12 protein-coding genes and 1 pseudogene are annotated in these 18,370 nt (G+C 56.8%); 5 read left to right on the top strand and 8 right to left on the bottom strand.

What is annotated here, in order from left to right:
- Window positions 1-78 precede the first annotated feature (78 nt).
- A pseudogene (locus GOB90_RS14610) lies at window positions 79-1,623 on the top strand (OprO/OprP family phosphate-selective porin).
- Between the two features lie 163 nt (window positions 1,624-1,786).
- On the opposite strand, the gene GOB90_RS14605 reads toward GOB90_RS14610, so the two are convergent.
- The 6 genes from GOB90_RS14605 to GOB90_RS14580 form a co-directional block, all read right to left on the bottom strand.
- Window positions 1,787-2,026 carry a (2Fe-2S)-binding protein gene (locus tag GOB90_RS14605; RefSeq protein WP_173572116.1) on the bottom strand — a complete coding sequence of 80 codons (240 nt, stop codon included), beginning with the start codon at window positions 2,024-2,026 and terminating at the stop codon, window positions 1,787-1,789.
- Between the two features lie 505 nt (window positions 2,027-2,531).
- A complete protein-coding gene (locus GOB90_RS14600; protein WP_146890775.1) occupies window positions 2,532-3,311 on the bottom strand; it encodes a DUF2076 domain-containing protein in 780 nt (259 codons plus the stop codon).
- A gap of 102 nt (window positions 3,312-3,413) precedes the next feature.
- On the bottom strand, window positions 3,414-3,905 hold the full coding sequence (locus GOB90_RS14595; protein ID WP_146890779.1) for a kinase inhibitor: 492 nt from the start codon (window positions 3,903-3,905) through the stop codon (window positions 3,414-3,416).
- A gap of 60 nt (window positions 3,906-3,965) precedes the next feature.
- On the bottom strand, window positions 3,966-4,184 hold the full coding sequence (locus GOB90_RS14590) for a hypothetical protein (RefSeq protein WP_146890782.1): 219 nt from the start codon (window positions 4,182-4,184) through the stop codon (window positions 3,966-3,968).
- Between the two features lie 230 nt (window positions 4,185-4,414).
- Entirely contained in the window at window positions 4,415-5,593 is a 1,179-nt protein-coding gene (locus tag GOB90_RS14585; protein ID WP_146890785.1) for an aldose epimerase family protein, read from the bottom strand.
- Window positions 5,594-5,693: 100 nt separating this feature from the next.
- The gene (locus tag GOB90_RS14580; RefSeq protein ID WP_264812357.1) at window positions 5,694-7,019 is read right to left on the bottom strand and encodes a carbohydrate porin; all 1,326 of its coding nucleotides are present in this window, start codon (window positions 7,017-7,019) and stop codon (window positions 5,694-5,696) included.
- Between the two features lie 472 nt (window positions 7,020-7,491).
- Between GOB90_RS14580 and GOB90_RS14575 the strand changes: the two genes are divergently transcribed.
- Entirely contained in the window at window positions 7,492-9,921 is a 2,430-nt protein-coding gene (locus GOB90_RS14575; RefSeq protein ID WP_146890788.1) for a glucose/quinate/shikimate family membrane-bound PQQ-dependent dehydrogenase, read from the top strand.
- Between the two features lie 809 nt (window positions 9,922-10,730).
- Here the strand turns inward: GOB90_RS14575 and GOB90_RS14570 are convergent.
- Window positions 10,731-11,999 (bottom strand): DUF6250 domain-containing protein, encoded by a 1,269-nt coding sequence (locus tag GOB90_RS14570; protein WP_146890791.1) that lies wholly within the window; start codon window positions 11,997-11,999, stop codon window positions 10,731-10,733.
- A gap of 382 nt (window positions 12,000-12,381) precedes the next feature.
- Complete coding sequence (locus GOB90_RS14565; RefSeq protein ID WP_242012067.1) at window positions 12,382-14,457, bottom strand: M1 family metallopeptidase; 2,076 nt, start codon at window positions 14,455-14,457, stop codon at window positions 12,382-12,384.
- A gap of 240 nt (window positions 14,458-14,697) precedes the next feature.
- On the opposite strand from GOB90_RS14565, the gene GOB90_RS14560 reads away from it, so the two are divergent.
- From GOB90_RS14560 to GOB90_RS14550, 3 genes are read left to right on the top strand one after another with little or no spacing between them, the layout of a single operon-like run.
- Entirely contained in the window at window positions 14,698-15,423 is a 726-nt protein-coding gene (locus GOB90_RS14560) for a DUF72 domain-containing protein (RefSeq protein ID WP_146890797.1), read from the top strand.
- Between the two features lie 42 nt (window positions 15,424-15,465).
- Window positions 15,466-17,031: an adenosine deaminase family protein gene (locus GOB90_RS14555; RefSeq protein ID WP_146890800.1), complete on the top strand. Its 1,566-nt coding sequence runs from the start codon at window positions 15,466-15,468 to the stop codon at window positions 17,029-17,031.
- 46 nt (window positions 17,032-17,077) lie between these two features.
- Complete coding sequence (locus GOB90_RS14550) at window positions 17,078-18,157, top strand: purine nucleoside permease (RefSeq protein ID WP_373322032.1); 1,080 nt, start codon at window positions 17,078-17,080, stop codon at window positions 18,155-18,157.
- Window positions 18,158-18,370: the final 213 nt, after the last annotated feature.

Below are 18,370 nucleotides of genomic sequence, written 5' to 3'. Positions count from 1 at the left end.
ACCAGCGCTTCCATCTTTTGCCCTTCCCTCGCACAGGCCGCCGCAAGCGATACCGAAGTGACCGAACTTCGTCGCGAAATGGCGGATATGCGGCGCGAGATGGCGGTGATGCGCACCGAACTCCACAAACAGCCACGGCAGAAATACGTTCCGGGACGCCATTCAGTCGCGTCCTCCACGCCAGTGGAGCCGAACTACAGTGGCAAACCGGATGCCGGAATTCAGTTCGGGCAACCCGTGGCACAGACAGCCTCGTATCACGCCTCCGGCGACGGACGCCCCGTCTCGGATCGCGGCATCGTCAGCTCCTGGCAGGACTTCCAGCATTCATCCACTGACAGCGAAGAAGTACATGTCGGCGGTATGCGGATCGGCTTCCCCAACGGTCGCCCGACGATCCAGTCCGAAGACGGCAAATACGCCTTCTCGATCGGCCTTGCCTTCCATGAGGATTTCGGCGGATTCATCGGCGTTACGCCGCGTGGCAGCGAACAGAAGGGTAAATTCAACAGCTTCACCTCCAATGCCCGCCGTCTGCGCGTGCCGCTGACCTGGCGCTACAAGGACTGGGTTGCAAACGTCACGCCTGATTACGGAGGCAGCAACAATGACGGTGTGGTCGGGCTTTATGAAGCCAACCTCAACTATGCCGGTCTGAAAAACACGATCCTGACAGTCGGCTATTTCCAGCCGCGCGTGACAGAAGAAGATTCAGAGAGTTCCAACGACTTCGAAATGATGGAACGTCCGGGTATCACCGATATCGTACGTGGCATCGCCGCAGGTGATGCGCGGTTCTCGGTGGGCGGGCTGCATTACGAGAAACGCTGGTGGGTCGCCGCTTACTTTACCGGGCAGCAGTTCGGCGGACGTAACGCCAGCGGTTATTATGGCGGCGACGGCAATGTCGGCGACAGCCAGACCGGCGGAATGATCCGCGCCGCAGGCCGTCCGGTGGCGACCAGAAACTGGGATCTGCATCTCGGCATCTCGGCCCTGTCGTCCATTAAGCCAGGTGACGGCACCAGTGGCCGCACCATCAAGCTGAGCCAGCGTCCGGAAGTTAATCTCGGAGAAGACAGTCTTCTCTCCACGGGAACCATCACAAACGTCGCGAATGTGTGGGCAGCGGGTCCCGAAGTCGGGCTGCGCTGGAGAAATCTGCTGCTCAAAGGTGAATATTACCACATCGGCGTTGATCGCGCCCGCCAGAACGGAGGCGCCTCCATGCCGACTCTGGGCTTCCAGGGCTGGTATGCGGCCGCGAACTATACCCTGTTCGGCAAGCCCCGCGCCTAGAACATCAAAGAGGGCGCCTTCGCCGCACCGGGCGTCCCCGAGGCGGAGGAATTCAACCCGGCGACAGGACACTGGGGAGCGCTTGAAATCTCCGGACGTTACAGCGTCTCGGATCTCAACAGCCATCCTGACAGCGTGAACGGTCTTCGCGGCGGTCAGCAAACCGTCTGGTCGGGCGGCGTGAACTGGTATCCCAACCGGCATTTCCGTGTGATGGTTGATTTCAACCACTTCATCGTCAGCCGTAACAGCAACGACGGTTCAGTGGATATCTTCGGGCGGAACGGCAACTCGCTCGCCGCGCGCGTGCAGGCCACATTCTGAGCCTGCGGCCCGCTCCCGATATCAGCATCGCGGATTTATCTCCTCCGCGATGCCTCTGATCTGCCGTCTCACGGGATAATCCGCCCCGTTCAGCAGATCAGCAATGTCGCCGCTGTCTTAATCAGTTCTCTCCGCCACGGATAAAAAGCAGGCCACGCCATTCTCAGGCCACAGCCCGCAGATGGCCTCCCCTGTCGGCCATCTCCACAGCATTGCTCAGAGCCACCAGCGCCTTCTGATCCCGGAGAGCCTGTCGCAGCATACACACAACACCCGGCACGCAGTTACCGCACCTGGCGCGGCATTTCTTCGCCGCATAGACTTCCTGCGGACGCGTCGCTCCCGCATCAACCGCTGCGTGAATATCTTTGTCAGTCAGACCATTACAGGAACAGATGAACATCCAAATGCCTCTTGCCGAACCGGTACACGGCAAACAACCACAAATGAGAACGCTTCGCAATCCTATTCTCAACACGACGCTGTGACGCTGGCTCTGTTTATGGCGGATACTGATTTTACAATCTGTCGGGGGCAATCGGCACACGGCAGCGGAGCCACCTTTCAGCCAGACGGGCGCCAGCCAGGCCGCCCGGACTTCCGGAAATCAGACCAGGGTTCGGCAGCAAAGCCTGACTCCGGCATGAGAGCCGAATCTCTTCCATGAAGCCGGACATACGTCCGCCTCTGATGAAACAGATCCGTACATCACATGAATTAAGATTATTTTTTCTCTGCGCGGGAGAATGCAGATCCCGCCTGAACAGTAGCGTCGCAGAGTATTAACGGCCCTGGAACAACGCGCTATTCAGCCCGAGCGGCGGAAAATCACGGCCGGGCTGACACGGGGGAAAATCCTGTAACCGCCTGGTGTCTGCTCCGGCGGAGCAGACACCAGGCCCGGAACCTCAGAAGGACTGATCGTCCCCGCCGCCACCCCAGTCATCGCCACCACCGCCGCCGCCCCAGTCGCCACCCGAGTCGCCGCCGGCATCGAAGTTCGGATCGGCTGTCGTGCCCTGCCCCGCGAACGGATCAGATGTCACGGAAGGATCAGTGCCATAGTTATTATTGATAACGGTCTCGCCCGGGGTGCCCGCACCCCAGCCACCCGCATCGGCCCCGCCATGATGACCGCTAAAAAGATCCGTCAGAGCGTTCGCCGCCATCATGCCTCCGGCAACACCCGCGGCCGTGGTAAGCGCCGAGCCCAGAAAACCGGTGCCGCGCTGCTGAAACATGCCGGGCTGAAACCCGGGCGGCATGGGCTGCATCTGAGGCGGCTGGGCGTAACCCTGCTGCTGCCCCTGCCCGCCCCATCCCGGAGGAGGAGCAGCCTGAGAACGCTGCTGTCCCCCGCCAAAGAGGCCTCCCAGAAAACCACCGCCGGAACCTTTCTGCTGCGACTGCTGCTGAAGCGCCTGCTGAGCCTGCTGCAACTGGAACTGAAGTTCGCGAATACGGTTCTGAGCCTCGACCAGAGCTGCTTCCTGCACAACAGCCATCTGGGTGATGCGATAACGAGCTTCCGGATATTTCTGGAAGTTCTCCGCGATAAACTGATCTGCCTGAGGATCAACCGGCGGCAGAGACGGATTGGTAGCTGGCACGCTGCCGAACCCGGCCTGAGGCGCGCCGCCAACCCGGGCGATGAATTTAGCGATCAGATCGCGTTCTTCGGTGTTCATCTGTTTACCCCTCAAGCCCGTGAAAAAACGGCTTATATCACAATGTGGCGCTGCACCCGGTAAACCGCAAGGCTGGTCTCATAAGGCCCCGCCAGCACAGCGTTATCGCGATGTTCCGTAAAGCGCCGTCAGCTGCGCTGAGGACAGTCGGTGATGATTGAGCATGAAGCCGATCAGAGCAGGGGACGCATCGGCAGGCACCTCAAGTTTCGGAACATCGAGCGCCGTCACTGTAAAGATATACCGATGAACACGCCCCGGCGGAGGAGCGGCGCCACCATACCCGGCCACCCCGAAATCGGTGCGTATCTGCAATGCGCCATCAGGAAGCCCGGCTTTCCCCGAGCCCGCGCCTTCCGGCAGAGACGCCACATCCGCCGGAATATTGATGACGACCCAGTGCCACCACCCCGACCCCGTCGGAGCATCCGGGTCATAGAGCGTCACCACAAAGCTCCTTGTTCCCGCAGGAGCGCCGTCCCACCGCAGCGGCGGCGACAGATTACCACCCGTCTGGCCCATACCGGAATAAACCTGTGCCGGCGGCAAAGTCGCGCCGTTGACAAAAGCTGTACTGGTCAGAGTAAACGCCATAACACCCAGTTCCTTTCCTGCACCGCGAGACCGGCTCCGCCGTGGAACGCGCTCTGTCTGTTACCAGTTCAGACTGATGAGCCAGAACTCTTCCGAAGTCAGAGTGACACCGTCGTTCTGAGGAGACTCCGAGGCGGCAACGGCCAGAGCGGCAATGCGTTCAACCATGATCATCTTGCGCTGATGGGCCTCAGATGACTCCTTAGCGGCTTTCAGCACGTCCAGAGACGTTTTCGCCGCTTTTGCAACCCGTGCAGCGTCAAGCAGGGCATAAGACATAGTTTTTCCTCTTCATGTCCGGATTATTCCGTCCATGTGCGAAAATGGCCCCGCGAAGGAAGAGGTTCAACCCCGTTTACCGGAATGCGGATCGACGCAGGGCGCACAGGTAAAGTTGCGATCCGACCATGACGACCCGCGCCGGACAGGATCGCCACACCGACTTCTGACCTTAATCTTTCACCGCACAGCACGGTGATAGAGTGACACAGCCCGCCGGTCTGCCGCTGTTACTGCGCCACCCCAAACCGGAACTCCGTCGTATAATCAAACGTCTGCCCCGGCTGGAGTGTGGTGGTCGGAAACTCCGGATGGTTCGGTGAATCCGGATAATGTTCCGCCTCAAACGCGATGGCGTCGGTCTGACGATAAGCCCGGCCCGAAGGTCCCGCGTAAGCGCCATCCAGCGAATTGGAAGTATAAACCTGCAAACCAGGCTGGGACGTGAACATCGTCAGCGTCCGGCCCGTGGCCAGATCGGTGAGATGCGCGGCCAGACGCGGCTCTTTTCCATACTCACCGTTGATTACCCAGTTATGGTCATAGCCCCGCGCATACATCATCTGGGGAACATTGCTGCGCAGCCGCTCACCAATCACATGAGGCGTCGTAAAATCGAACGGCGTATTCGCAACGGCCGCGATCTCGCCTGTCGGGATCGAGGTGCTGTCCGTCGGTGTATAGTGATCTCCGCTGATCGTCAGGATCTGGTGCTCGATGTTGCCGGAACCTTCGCCACCGAGATTGAAATAACTGTGACTGGTCAGATTCAGGACAGTCGGCTTATCCGTGGTTGCACGGTAATGCAGCGTCAGACGATTTGTGTCGTCCAGAATATAGTCGACACGGACTGTCAGTGTACCGGGGAACCCTTCATCGCCGTCAGGACTCACCAGAGTCAGTTCCGCGCCGGAGGCGTGCGAAAGCCCGTCCAGTCTGCGCACTTTCCACAATTTCTTGTCGAACCCGTGCAGACCACCATGGAGCGAGTTCGGCGGTGCTGTGACCGGAACGTGATATTCCACGCCGTTCAGCGTGTAGGTGCCTTTTGCGATCCGGTTCGCATAACGCCCGATCAGCGCTCCGAAAAACAGGCCCCCTTTCGCGCTGTCGACCGCATAGCCCTTCAGGTCGGGAAATCCAAGCACGATATCGGCCATCGTTCCGTTTTTATCCGGTGTGTCGATCGCGGTAATAATGCCGCCATAAGACGTAAACCTGACGGTAACACCATGCGCGTTGCGGAGTGTGAATATCCGGGCCTTCCCTCCGTCGGGCAGATTACCGAAGACCGCGCTTTCAAACCGGGACGCGGCTTCAGCCTGCACGGTGAGTGCGGCCCCCCCCAGGAGCATTGCTGTCAGAGCGCGAAAAGCGCGTCGGGGAGAGGAGAAACCGGGAAAACGCATGAACTGAAATCCTCTGATGCAGAGGGAAGACGCAGCATGCGAGGAAATGTTTCATCCGCTGACGCTGTCGTGTCCGGCAGATCGGAAGACAGATTTCCCTTCAGAAGGTCAGACCTGTTTCAAAATCGAGTATGTAAGCATTCGGATAACGGTTCGTTCCGCCCGGATGCCAGAGATATTGCATGCCCGGACGGATCGTGGCCCAGTGTGTCGGGCGCCAGCCATAGTTCAGTTCCAGCGAGTTTTCCTGAGACGGTTTATAGGCCTGTTCACCAAGAGACTGCAGATAACGCGCATAATCCGTCAGCTTTGGATTCACGACGAGAAACTTGCCGCCCAGGCTGACCGTATCGTCAGGACGCCCGGCAAACGTGCCTTTGCGAATAAGGCCCCATGTCGCAAAATAAGGCGCGAGCGCGGTGCGCGGATCACCCCAGATGAAACTGCCGAAGATGACGGTTCCCTGCGAACTGCCATCATGATCGCGCTGGATCATCTGATCGCCCTCGAACCATCCGCCATAACGCCCCCGGACGGATTCTTCAGGCAGATTGACCAGATCGACGGAAGACGGCTCGAACGTCGTGATGCGCGTCGTGACGATTTTGACTTCGGATGTGTCCCAGTAACCGCCGATCTTGATATTACCAGGCAGCGCGCCATGCTCGTCCGTATTGCCTGTTTTCCACCCGAGCTGAAAAGGCAGGTACGTGCCGGTGGAATCTCCTAGACCGAGTTTCCAGCCATTATGGGTATTCGAAATCGTATTATCGACGTTGTAGATACCGGCGGATACCAGAAGACGTTCAGTGCCCAGCGGGTAAAGCTTGAGATATGCGCCGGGATGAGCAGTCGGATACCAGCCGTAACCCGAGTTCATCGCCAGCGACTGCGGCATGCCGCAGACCGCGTTGGTCTGAAACTGACAGTAGATGGACATACCCCAGTGCGTTGTGGACTGGGCGAAATCGTTCTCGGTGTTGACCCAGCCTGCCTCCATATCGACGTATCTGCCGAAATGGTGCTCCAGGGACCACCGCGTCAGGCGCACGGTCTCACCCGAACCGAAAATCTGCTGCACGGAGTCCAGGGCAGGCAAAATGGAGGAACCAAGCCCCAGCCCCGCGCGTTCCGTGATCATAAGATGCATGGTGCCGATATCGTGACCGGTCAGTTTTTTGAAATCGATATCCGTTCCGAGCCCGAATTCATGAGCATACCGCACAGCCTGCGCTTTCCCGCCAATCGGATTTCCGGATGTGTCTTCCAGATAATGACCCAGAATAGTGACTCCGCGATCTTCAAGCCACTGACGAAGCCCGCCCCAGTCGCCCGTCATGGTGCTGCCATGAATCCACTCGTCGTAACTCTGCGGAAAAATTCCATGGTAGTCATTCGGAACCGGCACGGGGGACGTTTCCACCACGGCAGGAGCAGAGACCGCGGAAGATGGTCTTTCAGTGAGAGGCTGCCTGCGCGCAGGGGTATGATAAGCATATCCACCCTTACGAGGCAGAGATTTCACGGAACTGTCAGGATCAATCGAATCAGCTCTTGAATAAGTTGCGTAAATAAAACAGAATGGAATAGTATATACTGCTAAATTTACAAATTTTATTAACAATATACTACCTCCAGACGCCGCTATACATTATTTTGATTTTCAGACTGGAGAACTAACCAGGATGAGAACACGACACAAAGGCGAAGTTGTAATAATCTACGGGATATAAAATTAAACCCCGCACGATGTGCCAGGTTCCCGGAATATCACGTTTCACAATCGAAACAAACAAAAACGTGCAAAGTCAGTGGCCTGAAAAGTTCTCGTTGACAAACGATACACCGGTCATCTTTTTTCCAGCCAGCAACCACTATTCTGAATGGGTTCATTTTTCATGGCAACAAGAGCTGACAGGCCGGGGATTGTCCTGGCCGCAACAGCCATCGTAACAGGAGTGCTCGGGCTGATCCTGACAGGCGGCGGCGCCTGGCTGGCATCACTGAGCGGATCTTTTTATTATGTGTTGTGCGGTATCGCACTGCTCGTGACAGCAGGCCTTCTCTGGAAGCGGCGCGTGGAAGCATGGTGGCTTTATGCCGGCATAGTTTTCGTCACGCTGATCTGGGCTGTCGCAGAAGCCGGTTTCGACTTCTGGACGCTCGCGCCGCGCGGCGACATCATCCTGCCGCTCGGCCTGTGGCTGCTCCTCCCTTTCGTCACACGCGATCTGGGCGCGCGCGCCACCGCGGCCCGTCTGCCACTGGGAGCCGGAATTGTTGCCGGAATCGTGATCTTCGGTTTCGCTCTCACGCAGGATCCCCAGGATCTGGCAGGCAATCTGCCGCAGGCCAGCGGGCAGGTCACGCCAGGAGACGCCGGAGAGGTCGCGAACGCGGACTGGGGGGCTTATGGCCGCACGCAGTTCGGTGATCGCTATTCGCCGCTGAATCAGATCACGCCAGCAAACGTAAAGAACCTTAAAGTAGCATGGGTTTTCCGCACTCATGACCTCAAGGGGCCGCAGGACCCCGTCGAAATTACAAACGAAGTGACGCCGATTAAAATCCGCGACACCGTTTATCTCTGCTCCGCGCATCAGATGCTGTTCGCGCTCGATGCCGCGACCGGCACACAGCGCTGGAAGTTTGATCCTAAGATTTCGTTCAACCCGACTTTTCAGCATATGACGTGCCGTGGCGTGTCTTACGCATCGACACCCCTCGACACTGCGGCGGCAACGCCGGATGCGGCGCCCGATGGCACACCGGCCGCCCCCGCGACACAGGACAACTGTCCGGACCGGATTTTCCTGCCGACCAATGACGGACAGCTGTTCGCTCTGAACGCAGCCAGTGGCGAGCTCTGCCACGCTTTCGGGAAAGACGGCGTTGTCGATCTGAGTCAGGGCATGCCGATGAAGAAGCCGGGCTTTTATGAGCCGACTTCACCGCCAGTAGTAACCAGCAAAGTCGTCATCATCTCCGGTGCTGTAACGGATAATTATTCGACGCATGAGCCATCCGGTGTGACACGGGCTTTCGATCTGCGAACCGGTCAGCTTGTCTGGGCATTCGACCCGGGCAATCCGAACCCGAACGAGATGCCGTCCGCGACGCATCAGTTCACGGCAAATTCGCCCAATTCCTGGATTACCTCGTCTTATGACAGCAAGCTGAACCTGATCTACATCCCGACGGGTGTGACCACTCCGGACATCTGGGGTGGTGAGCGGACTCCGATTCAGGAACGCTATGCGTCCGGCATCCTCGCCCTGAACGCGGATACTGGCGAAAAAGTCTGGTTCTATCAGACCGTTCATCACGATCTGTGGGATATGGATATCCCGGCCCAGCCAAGCCTTGTGGATATTCACCGTCCGGACGGCTCGGTTGTCCCCGCGCTCTATGCGCCGGCTAAGACGGGCAATATCTTCGTGCTGGACCGCCGGACAGGTCAGCCGATCGTGCAGGCGCCGGAAACCTCTGTGCCGCAGGGTGCGGCTCCGGGAGACCATGTTTCACCCACGCAGCCTTTCTCAGAGCTGACATTCCGCCCGAAAAAGAACCTGACGGACGCCGACATGTGGGGCGCCACGATGTTCGACCAGATGATCTGCCGGATCATGTTTAAGTCAATGCGTTATGACGGACCGTTCACCCCGCCTTCTCTCCAGGGAACGCTGGTCTTCCCGGGCAATCTCGGCATGTTCGAGTGGGGTGGTCTCGCGGTTGATCCGGTGCGTCAGGTGGCGTTTGCCAACCCGATTGCCATCCCGTTTGTTTCACACCTGATCCCGCGCGGCCCGAACAACCCGGCCAGCCCGGATCAGACGGCAGGGCCATCCGGGTCGGAAAGCGGTGTCCAGCCGCAGTATGGCACGCCTTACGGTGTCGACCTCCACGCTTTCCTCTCGCCGTTCGGTGTACCATGTAAGCAGCCGGGCTGGGGTTACGTCGCGGGTATCGATCTGAAAACCAACAAAATCATGTGGATGCATCGGAACGGAACGACACGTGACAGTTCACCGCTGCCATTCGGCTTTAAAGTTGGCATCCCATCGCTTGGAGGCCCGATCACGACAGCCGGCGGTGTCGCGTTCCTGACATCCACGGCAGACTACTATATCCGTGCCTATGACCTGACTTCAGGCCAGCAGCTCTGGGAAGACCGTCTGCCAGCCGGCGGTCAGTCCACACCGATGACGTATGAGCAGAACGGCCGTCAGTATGTGCTGACGGTTGACGGTGGCCACGGATCATTCGGCACCAGACTAGGGGATTATGTTGTCGCCTATGCACTGCCGGATCAGAACACAACGCACTGAGGTATCTGACGATAATCTGTTCATATTCGCGGACAGATTAATATATCAAAAAGCCCCGATCCGGATGGGAATAACCGGATCGGGGCTTTTCTGTACAGAGCATGTAATGACCAACGGAAATAGTATGTGTCATTCTAAGATCGGCTAACAGGATAACTCCGCACGATCTGAAAATGCCTCATTTCAGAGTTTTTATTTACTCTTTCCTATGTCCGGGGAAGGATGGGCGGAATGAGACAACCTGCCTTCTTTGTCAGTAATGACCAGCACGCACATCTGAACAGCCGGAGGCTTCCCGAACGGTGGTTTTTTCATCTTCCGGCTCTGGATAGATCAAATTCCGGAGTATTCGGATAGCCGGTCAGTTCTGAGAGCGCTCATAGTGTCTGCACATCGACAAAAAAACATCATGATAATGAGGCTGTTTTCCAGGCAGACAATACATTCCCGAACGCTCGAAGAAAAATCTTCAGGGCAGCGACAATATGTATTGCGGACATGGGTGCCGTACACATTCCTCATAAACTTCAGGGATGTTGAATAGCCAGATACACCGTTATGCCCTGAGGCCGTAGAAAACGATATTCACAGAGTGATCCCTGATCATGAGTTCGATCTGGGATCACTCTGTGAATCATCCGGTCCGATTGTCAGTCAGATTCTGGTTTCTGACGTCTGTTCAGTTCAGGCAAAAAACAGTTAAGCAGACAATGAAGAAACGACTATCAGCTTACCACCTGAGCCTTAATCCGGGAGACCCCCAAAAGTACAAACGAAGAAAACATCATCTTACCGCAGACCTCTTTCAATCATACCGGCAATAAAGTTCTGTAAAGCGCAATAATTTTTTTCGGATCGATCTTTCCCGGATCATCCTTCTGCGGATCCTCTTTGTATTCCTGCGGGAAGAAACTCAGATGACCCACCATGAATTTTGAATACACAGCTATTTTTTTATTGAGATATTTTGGAATCTGTACAGAAATCATACCTTCGTCATCACCCTGCGGTATGTTCATATAACGCAGATTTTCACCTCGCCAGCCGACGAAATTGATAAATATTCGCGCATCCCATTCGACCACTTCTTTTTCCAGATTAAATATTCTGGCACGCTGCTCTACAAAATATTCATGCAGTTTGGACGCTTTATAACCACTTTCCCACAAACTTCCGTAAAGTCCGCCTGGAGGGCTTTCAAAAACTCCCACGCTTTCAGGAAGGCTCCCGCCCTTCTGCTGCAAGTAAGCACAAATCCCGTTATTCACTACATTTGCAGAAATCAAAAAGTATTGTGGATTATTCCTGATAGCGTCAACATATCCGGAAAAATGTTCAGTGTCGAGATAGACTATATCATCATCACACTTCAAAAATACATCATCTCTGTAAGTAGAATATCGATCTGCATAATAATTAAATGACTGAAAATAAGGTGCACTGAGGCCAATATCGCCTATAAACCGTTTAATTCCCGGCGGAGTGTTCAGCATTTCCAGAGAGTGACCGAATCCACCTCTGACATATATTTCAATTTCACCCGACTTTCGGAAATAATCGACGTCTGGGAAATTAAATCCATCCAGAGAAACGCTGACCTCTCCCTTATCTGTGAAATTTATTGTGGCGTTATTTTCAAGACAGGAATTCATGATACCAGGTGTATCCATCGCGAAAACCTCGCTTTCGGGTGAACGCTCCTGAGTCGTGAACTCACCATCATCCAGCCGACGGATAGCAGACCTGCCGTTTGCCCACCCACCAGCAACGTATTCGACAAACCCCGACTGACCTTTCGCTTTAATAGCAAGATGAAAATCTGATTTTATCATAAAGGGAAGTTTGAAGTATTTCCCCCGCGCAACTGTAGCAATTTTCTGATATCCGGCAGCAGGACGAATATAGGCTACAGGTCCGTAATTTTCCCGAATATAATCACGATCACTGGCAGCACGCGTGAAGTCCCAGATATGCCATTCATCCAGCAACCCCTTCTCAATGAGTTTCAGCGCATAAACTCTTAATAACTCCATGCGATCTTCCCGACCGGCAAAGGTTATTAATATTACTTTTCCCATGCTGACATCACCCCGAAGACAATAAGTTTATAATTTTATCTATAGTTTCGACTAAAACAAAAAGTCAATAGTTTATGCGATTAAAGCAACGCTAAAATAAAAATATGCCAGAAAACCTAAATCAATGAAATATTATTATTTTAATATTATGAAATATCCGATGTATTACAATACAAATTATTTCCTCAGGCCAATCGAAGTAGAATACTATTAATTTTTATATTCAAATCCGAACCCACAGTTTTGGCATCAGATGCAAACCTGTGCCTTTACATAAAATAAAGCATTCCCTCACGAATCTGAAAAATCCGAATAAAGCGGGAGGGCCCGGACAATACCCGTCGGGACAGACTATAAAACTGATAGCCTGTCCCGACATCCCTCACTGTGCAGCAGAAGAGGGGACAACAGCCGTGGGCACCTCACTGAAGCTGTTATTGCTGCGATCCACGTCCGGAATGACACGGTCAGGATCGAGAATGGCCGTCCGGATGGACTGGCTGCCTGCGATCTGCAAAGTAATTTCGTTGCGCAGCAACCATGTTTCAGTCGGGATGATGATGCGGGCCGAACTGCCGTCCATCCATGTCACCTGAAGGGTAACAGGCAACGGAAGCCAGCCTTTATTCACAACCCGGACAAGAGCACCCTTGTGCGGATCGTTATCAACATAAGTGACACTCCCGACCGCGTAATCGGGAGACCAGTTGTTGAAATACCAGCCGCGCCAGAACCAGGACAGGTCCTCACCGGCCTCACTGCTCATGAGCCGGAAGAAATCGGACGGCGTCGGGTGATGGAATGCCCAGGTCGCGATATAGCGACGAAAAGCGCGGTCGAAGCGTTCCGGTCCGAGGATCTGTTCACGCAGGAGCGTAAGACCATAAGCACCTTTGAAATAAGTAACCGCATGCCGGTATTTTTCAGAAACGGTCTCCACCGGAGCCATAAGAACCGGGGCCGCCGGGTCTTTCAGAGTTTTGATGATATCATCAGCAGGTTTCCCCGTATCGGGCGCATATTCGGCATCCCGCTTCGGTGCAAACTCCCCGTGATTGAAGTGATCCGAGGCTAAAGCATCAATGAAAGTATTGAAGCCTTCATCCATAAAGGCATTACGCCGTTCATTGGAGCCGACAATCATCGGGAACCACCCGTGGCCGAGCTCATGGGTGGTAATCCAGAACAATTCGGGATCGCGATCGTCCATCCCGTCAAAGACGATCCCAGGATATTCCATCCCGGCCCCATGACCTGCGGCGTTGATCGCGTTCGGCCACGGATATGGATACCATTTTTCCGAGAAATACTCGATGGCGTGCTTCACATAGGACGTCGAACGGTCCCAGCCGTGAGAGCCCACGCCTTCAACCGGATAAACAGACATGGCGAGACGCGGGGCCACAGGTTTGTCGGGGGCAGGCGAGACCGGAGGCAGGTCGAGCTTTGCCGCATCCCAGAGAAAGGCCGCGGATGCCATAAAAGCAACGTCGCGGGTGTTGTTCATCCGGAAATGCCAGGTTTTCACAACGGGCGCCGCCGGTGTGACAGCAGAGTTGTCCTTATGCGTGTTGTCCGCGGGTTTCGCTGTTTTCGTCTCCACCTCAGGAGCGGGAACAGGTGCAGGCTGCGGCGTCGTCGCGGCTTCAACATCAGCCTGAGTGCGGATCATAACGCGCTCGTCACTCTTGCCGGCCTGAGCCAGACGCTCCTGCTGCTCTTTTGTCAGCACTTCATCCGGATTGAGAAGAGCACCGGCTCCGGCAACGATGAAATTCGACGGCACCGTCACACTGTAATCGATATCGCCATAGTCGAGATAAAATTCCTGCCCGAGATAAGGCGCCGTGTCCCACCCGCGAATATCGTCATAAACGTCCATCCGGGGATAAAACTGGGCGATTTCGTAAATATCACCGTTTTTACTCGGCGTTACCGCCGTCCGGCCACCCCAGGGGCCAGGAATGGTGTAATGCCAGACCACCCGCAGTTTCAGTTTGCTGCCTTTCTGAAGAGGCTGAGGCAGCACGGCCTGCATCCGGGTATCGGAGAGGATCGGCACGACAGGAGAGGACTTCCCTTCCTCACCAACGGAGACACTTTCGATCACCATGCCGTCAGTGTGATGAACATGCCGCTCAGGCGAGGAGAAATCGGCGCGCGAGCCTTCGCGATAGATGTTCTGATCGAGCTGGAGCCAGAGAACGGCAAGCTCGTCCGGGCTGTTATTGGTATAGGTAATGACCTCATTACCGGTAACAGTTTTATTGGCCGGGTCGATGGTGACCCGGATGTCGTAATCAGCGCGGTTCTGCCAGGCGGCGGGGCCACGCAGCCCGCTCGCGGAACGATAGACGCCGGAAACGTCGGGATAGGCCAGCGGGGCGAAGATCCGCGCCGGATCGGGCGCCGGCACGCTGAAGCCCGGATCAGCTGCGCGGGCCGGCGTGTGCGCCAGCCATACAGCCCCGCCAAAAGCAGTCGCTGCCAGAAGCAGGGCAACGCGGCCGGGACATCGCGATGTGCGGGGCGCGACCGGAAGAAGGCAGATGCGGGAGGAAACAGGCAGGGACTTCAACAGATACACTCCTGACCAGGCGACACGGCTCTATTTACGCGTAAGGTGCTACCCGACTGACGGGTCCCGTCAAGACACGGGTTCCGTGGCAGGGCTGAAACAGACGGGGTTTGTTTTATCATGGTCTGGCACATCGGCACCGCAGGCTGGGGGATTGCCTCGCCACTGGCGGCGTCCTTTCCTGGTGAGGGCACGCATCTTGCGCGCTACGGGAAGCGCCTGTCCTGCGCGGAGATCAACAGTTCCTTTTATCGCCCGCACCGACGAACAACTTATGAACGCTGGGCGGAAAGTGTCCCGCCGGAATTTCGCTTTTCAGTAAAAATGCCGCGGGTCATCACGCATGAGAAGCGTCTGACCGGAACAGGCGATGATGTCGCGCGGTTCCTGGATGAGACCGGAGGGCTCGGAGAAAAGCTCGGCGTGGTTCTGATTCAGCTCCCCCCGCGATGTACATTCGATGCCAGAGTGGCTGAAGCCTTTTTCACGGATCTGCGGGAGCGGTTTGACGGGCAGATCGCCTGTGAGCCTCGCCATGCAGAGTGGTTCGGGCAGGAAGCTGAGGCGCTGTTTGCCGCCCGGCACATCGCACGGGTGGCGGCCGATCCGGCGCCCGCGCCAGGAGCCGGAGACCCTGGCGGGTGGCGCGGCCTGACCTACCGTCGCCTGCATGGCGCGCCGAAGATGTATTACTCGGATTATTCCACCGGCCAGTTGCGGGAGATTGCCACAATGTTGCGGGACGATCCCGCCGAAGAGGTCTGGTGCATTTTCGACAACACAGCGGAAGGCCACGCCCTGCCGGATGCGCTCAGCCTGACAGAGGATTGCCTTCAGGGTCGCTGAAAGGCCATTGTCTTCCGACATCAGAACGAACACCATAAAGCCATGATCCGACACGCCCTTACCGCGCTTTTCAGTCTCACCGTCGCGCACGGTGCTCTTGCCGCCACGGCTGCCACCCAGAGCGATTTTGACGCCACGACCCGTCATTTCGAAGCCATCCGCTCCGATCCCGAGCAGCTTCTGCCGTTCCTGCGCGCTTTCCCGAAAGGAAGCGACCTGCATAATCACCTGGTCGGGGCCATCTATGCCGAGCACATGCTCGCCTGGGCCACGCAGGATCAGTTCTGCGTCAACCCGGAAACGGGAGCAATCGGCCCGACCCGGTGCACGCCGGGAATCCGCAGCACGCGGGAAGGCGTGGCAGCCCGCACGGTCACCGATGATCCGGCGCTTTACGGCCATGAGATCGATCTGCTGTCGATGCGGAATTTTGTTCCGACCGCAACCGACCGGTCCGGACACGACCATTTCTTCGCGACATTCGATCGTTTCATGCCCGCGACCCTGACCCACGATGCCGACATGCTGGCGGACGCGCTGAATCAGGCGGGCTACGATCATGTGAAGTATGTCGAACTGATGATCTCGCCACAGATCATGCCGGTCGCCGGACTGGGTGCCGGAACACAGATCGCCGGAGAAGCCGATTTCGCCAGAGCGATCGATACTTTCTCCCCGCGCTTCGCGCCGATGATCCAGGTGGCCCGCAACGAGACCGACAACATGGAGAACGGCGCGCGGACCCTGATGAAATGCGGCACACCCGACGCAACGCCGGGGTGTGGCGTGTCAGTCCGCTATCTTTACCAGACGCTCCGCACGATGCCGCCGGGCATGGTAATGGCGCAGCTGAGCTTCGGCTACGCGCTGGTACGGGCAGATACACGCTTCGTGGGAATCAACATTGTCGCGCCCGAGGACAATCCGGTCGCGATGCGCGACTACACGCTACACATGCAGATGTTCCGGGCGCTCTCGGCACATTCGCCCGATGTAAAGCTGTCACTGCATGCCGGTGAACTGACTGGCGGCCTCGTTCCGCCGGAAGGCATGCGCGCGCATATCCGTCAGGCGGTTGAAATCGCCGGCGCAAAACGGATCGGACACGGCGTGGACATCATGCAGGAACGCGATCCTTACGGGCTGCTGGCAGAAATGACGAAGCGCGGAGTGATGGTCGAAATCAATCTGACCAGCAATGACGAGATCCTGGGTGTGCGGGGCAAAGCGCATCCGCTGATGGCCTATCGCGCGGCACATGTGCCCGTCGCGCTTTCGACAGACGACGAAGGCGTGTCAAGAAGCAATCTCACCAATGAATACGTGCGGGCTGCGCTGACATACCCGCTCTCTTACGATGATCTCCGCGATCTCTCCCGCACCGGCCTGGAACACGCCTTCCTGCCGGGTGACAGTCTGTGGAGTTCCGCGCAGCCTTATCATGTGACGGCAGTCTGCTCCGGCATCGCCCCGGGCAGCGCACCGCATGACGGAGCCTGTCATGACTTTCTGGCGCACAGCGAGAAAGCGCGGCTGCAATGGGCTCTGGAGGGAGATTTCGCCGGATTCGAACACGCAATCGCGGCCGGCGCAGCCCCGGCGGACTGACAAACACAGGAATATTTTTTCGTTTCGTAGATTAAGGAGTCCGCCAGTGCGCCGGATTGTCCCGCTGCTCGCAACCGTTGCCCTGAGCCTGTTCCGGCCTCCTTCGGCATGGGCGGATGACACAAAAATCTCGGTCCGTGTCGTGGTGGTAACGACATTCGAACTGGGCAGGGACACGGGCGACATTCCGGGCGAGTTTCAGAACTGGGTCGGAAAACTGCCGCTCAGCCAGGAAATTGCGGCGCCGGGCACGGATCATGGCGTGATGCGCTACAATCCTTCGCTTCAGGTTCTGGGACTGGTGACCGGAGAAGGACCGGAGCATATGGCCTCCGCCATGACGGGGCTGGTACTCGATCCGCGTTTTGACCTGCGGAAAGCCTATTTCGTGCTGGCCGGGATCGGCGGAATCGACCCGAATTTCGGGCCGGTCGGCGCGGCTGTGTGGGCGCCCCGCGTCATCAATGGCGGCTTGGCGCATATGGTGGACGCGCGTGAGATTCCAAAAAACTGGCCAGACGGTCTTCTGCCGGTTCAGGGCGCCTCGCCGGATCTGCATCCGGTCCCGGCGCTGCATTCGCAATGGGGCGACATGGGCTACACGCTCAACCCAGGTCTCGTGTCCTGGGCATACCAGCTCACACGCGACGTTCTCTTGCCGGACACAAAAGGATTGCAGGCCAGCCGGGCGCGTTATCGCGGATATCCGCAGGCACAGCTTCCGCCAAAAGTCATGCTCGGGGATACGGTATCCGGAGAGACATTCTGGGTTGGCGAACGCATGAACCGCTGGGCGGAACGCTGGGTGAAATACTGGACCGAAGGCAAAGGCGTGTTCGCGACCAGCGCGGAAGAGGATATCGGCTTCATGCAGGCGCTGTCGGCTCAGGCACGGGCAGGGCGCGTGGATATCAACCGGGTCCTGATCCTGCGCACGGCGAGCAATTATGACATGCCACACCCGGGGCAAAGCGCAGCCGGATTATTGCAGGAAGAATCTCAGGAATCCGGTTTCTCGGGATTTATGCCGTCGCTCGACGCGGCCTATCGCGTCGGGAGCGTGGTGGTCCGTGAACTGGCCACCCGATGGGACCGGTACGAGACGAACGTGCCGGTCAGCCCCTGAAGTTCAGAGAGTTCCTGTAACGGGAGTGCGTCGGGCACGGGAATCCGGCAGAGCGGGGCGCAGCCCCGAAGCCCCGGCAAAGGCTAGCCTTTGCAAACCTTCAGGCTCAGGACCTGTTAATTCATTGAAGTAACCGGCACTTTGTGATTCACAGGTTTCCCGACGGAGGGTAAGCCAGTGAGTGATTTGTTTTTGCTATCTGAGCATCAGATG

Source organism: Acetobacter oeni (assembly GCF_011516825.1).
GTDB classification, from domain to species: domain Bacteria; phylum Pseudomonadota; class Alphaproteobacteria; order Acetobacterales; family Acetobacteraceae; genus Acetobacter; species Acetobacter oeni.
Note: the sequence above shows the minus strand (reverse complement) of the source record. Positions and strands in the feature narration are given on the sequence as shown.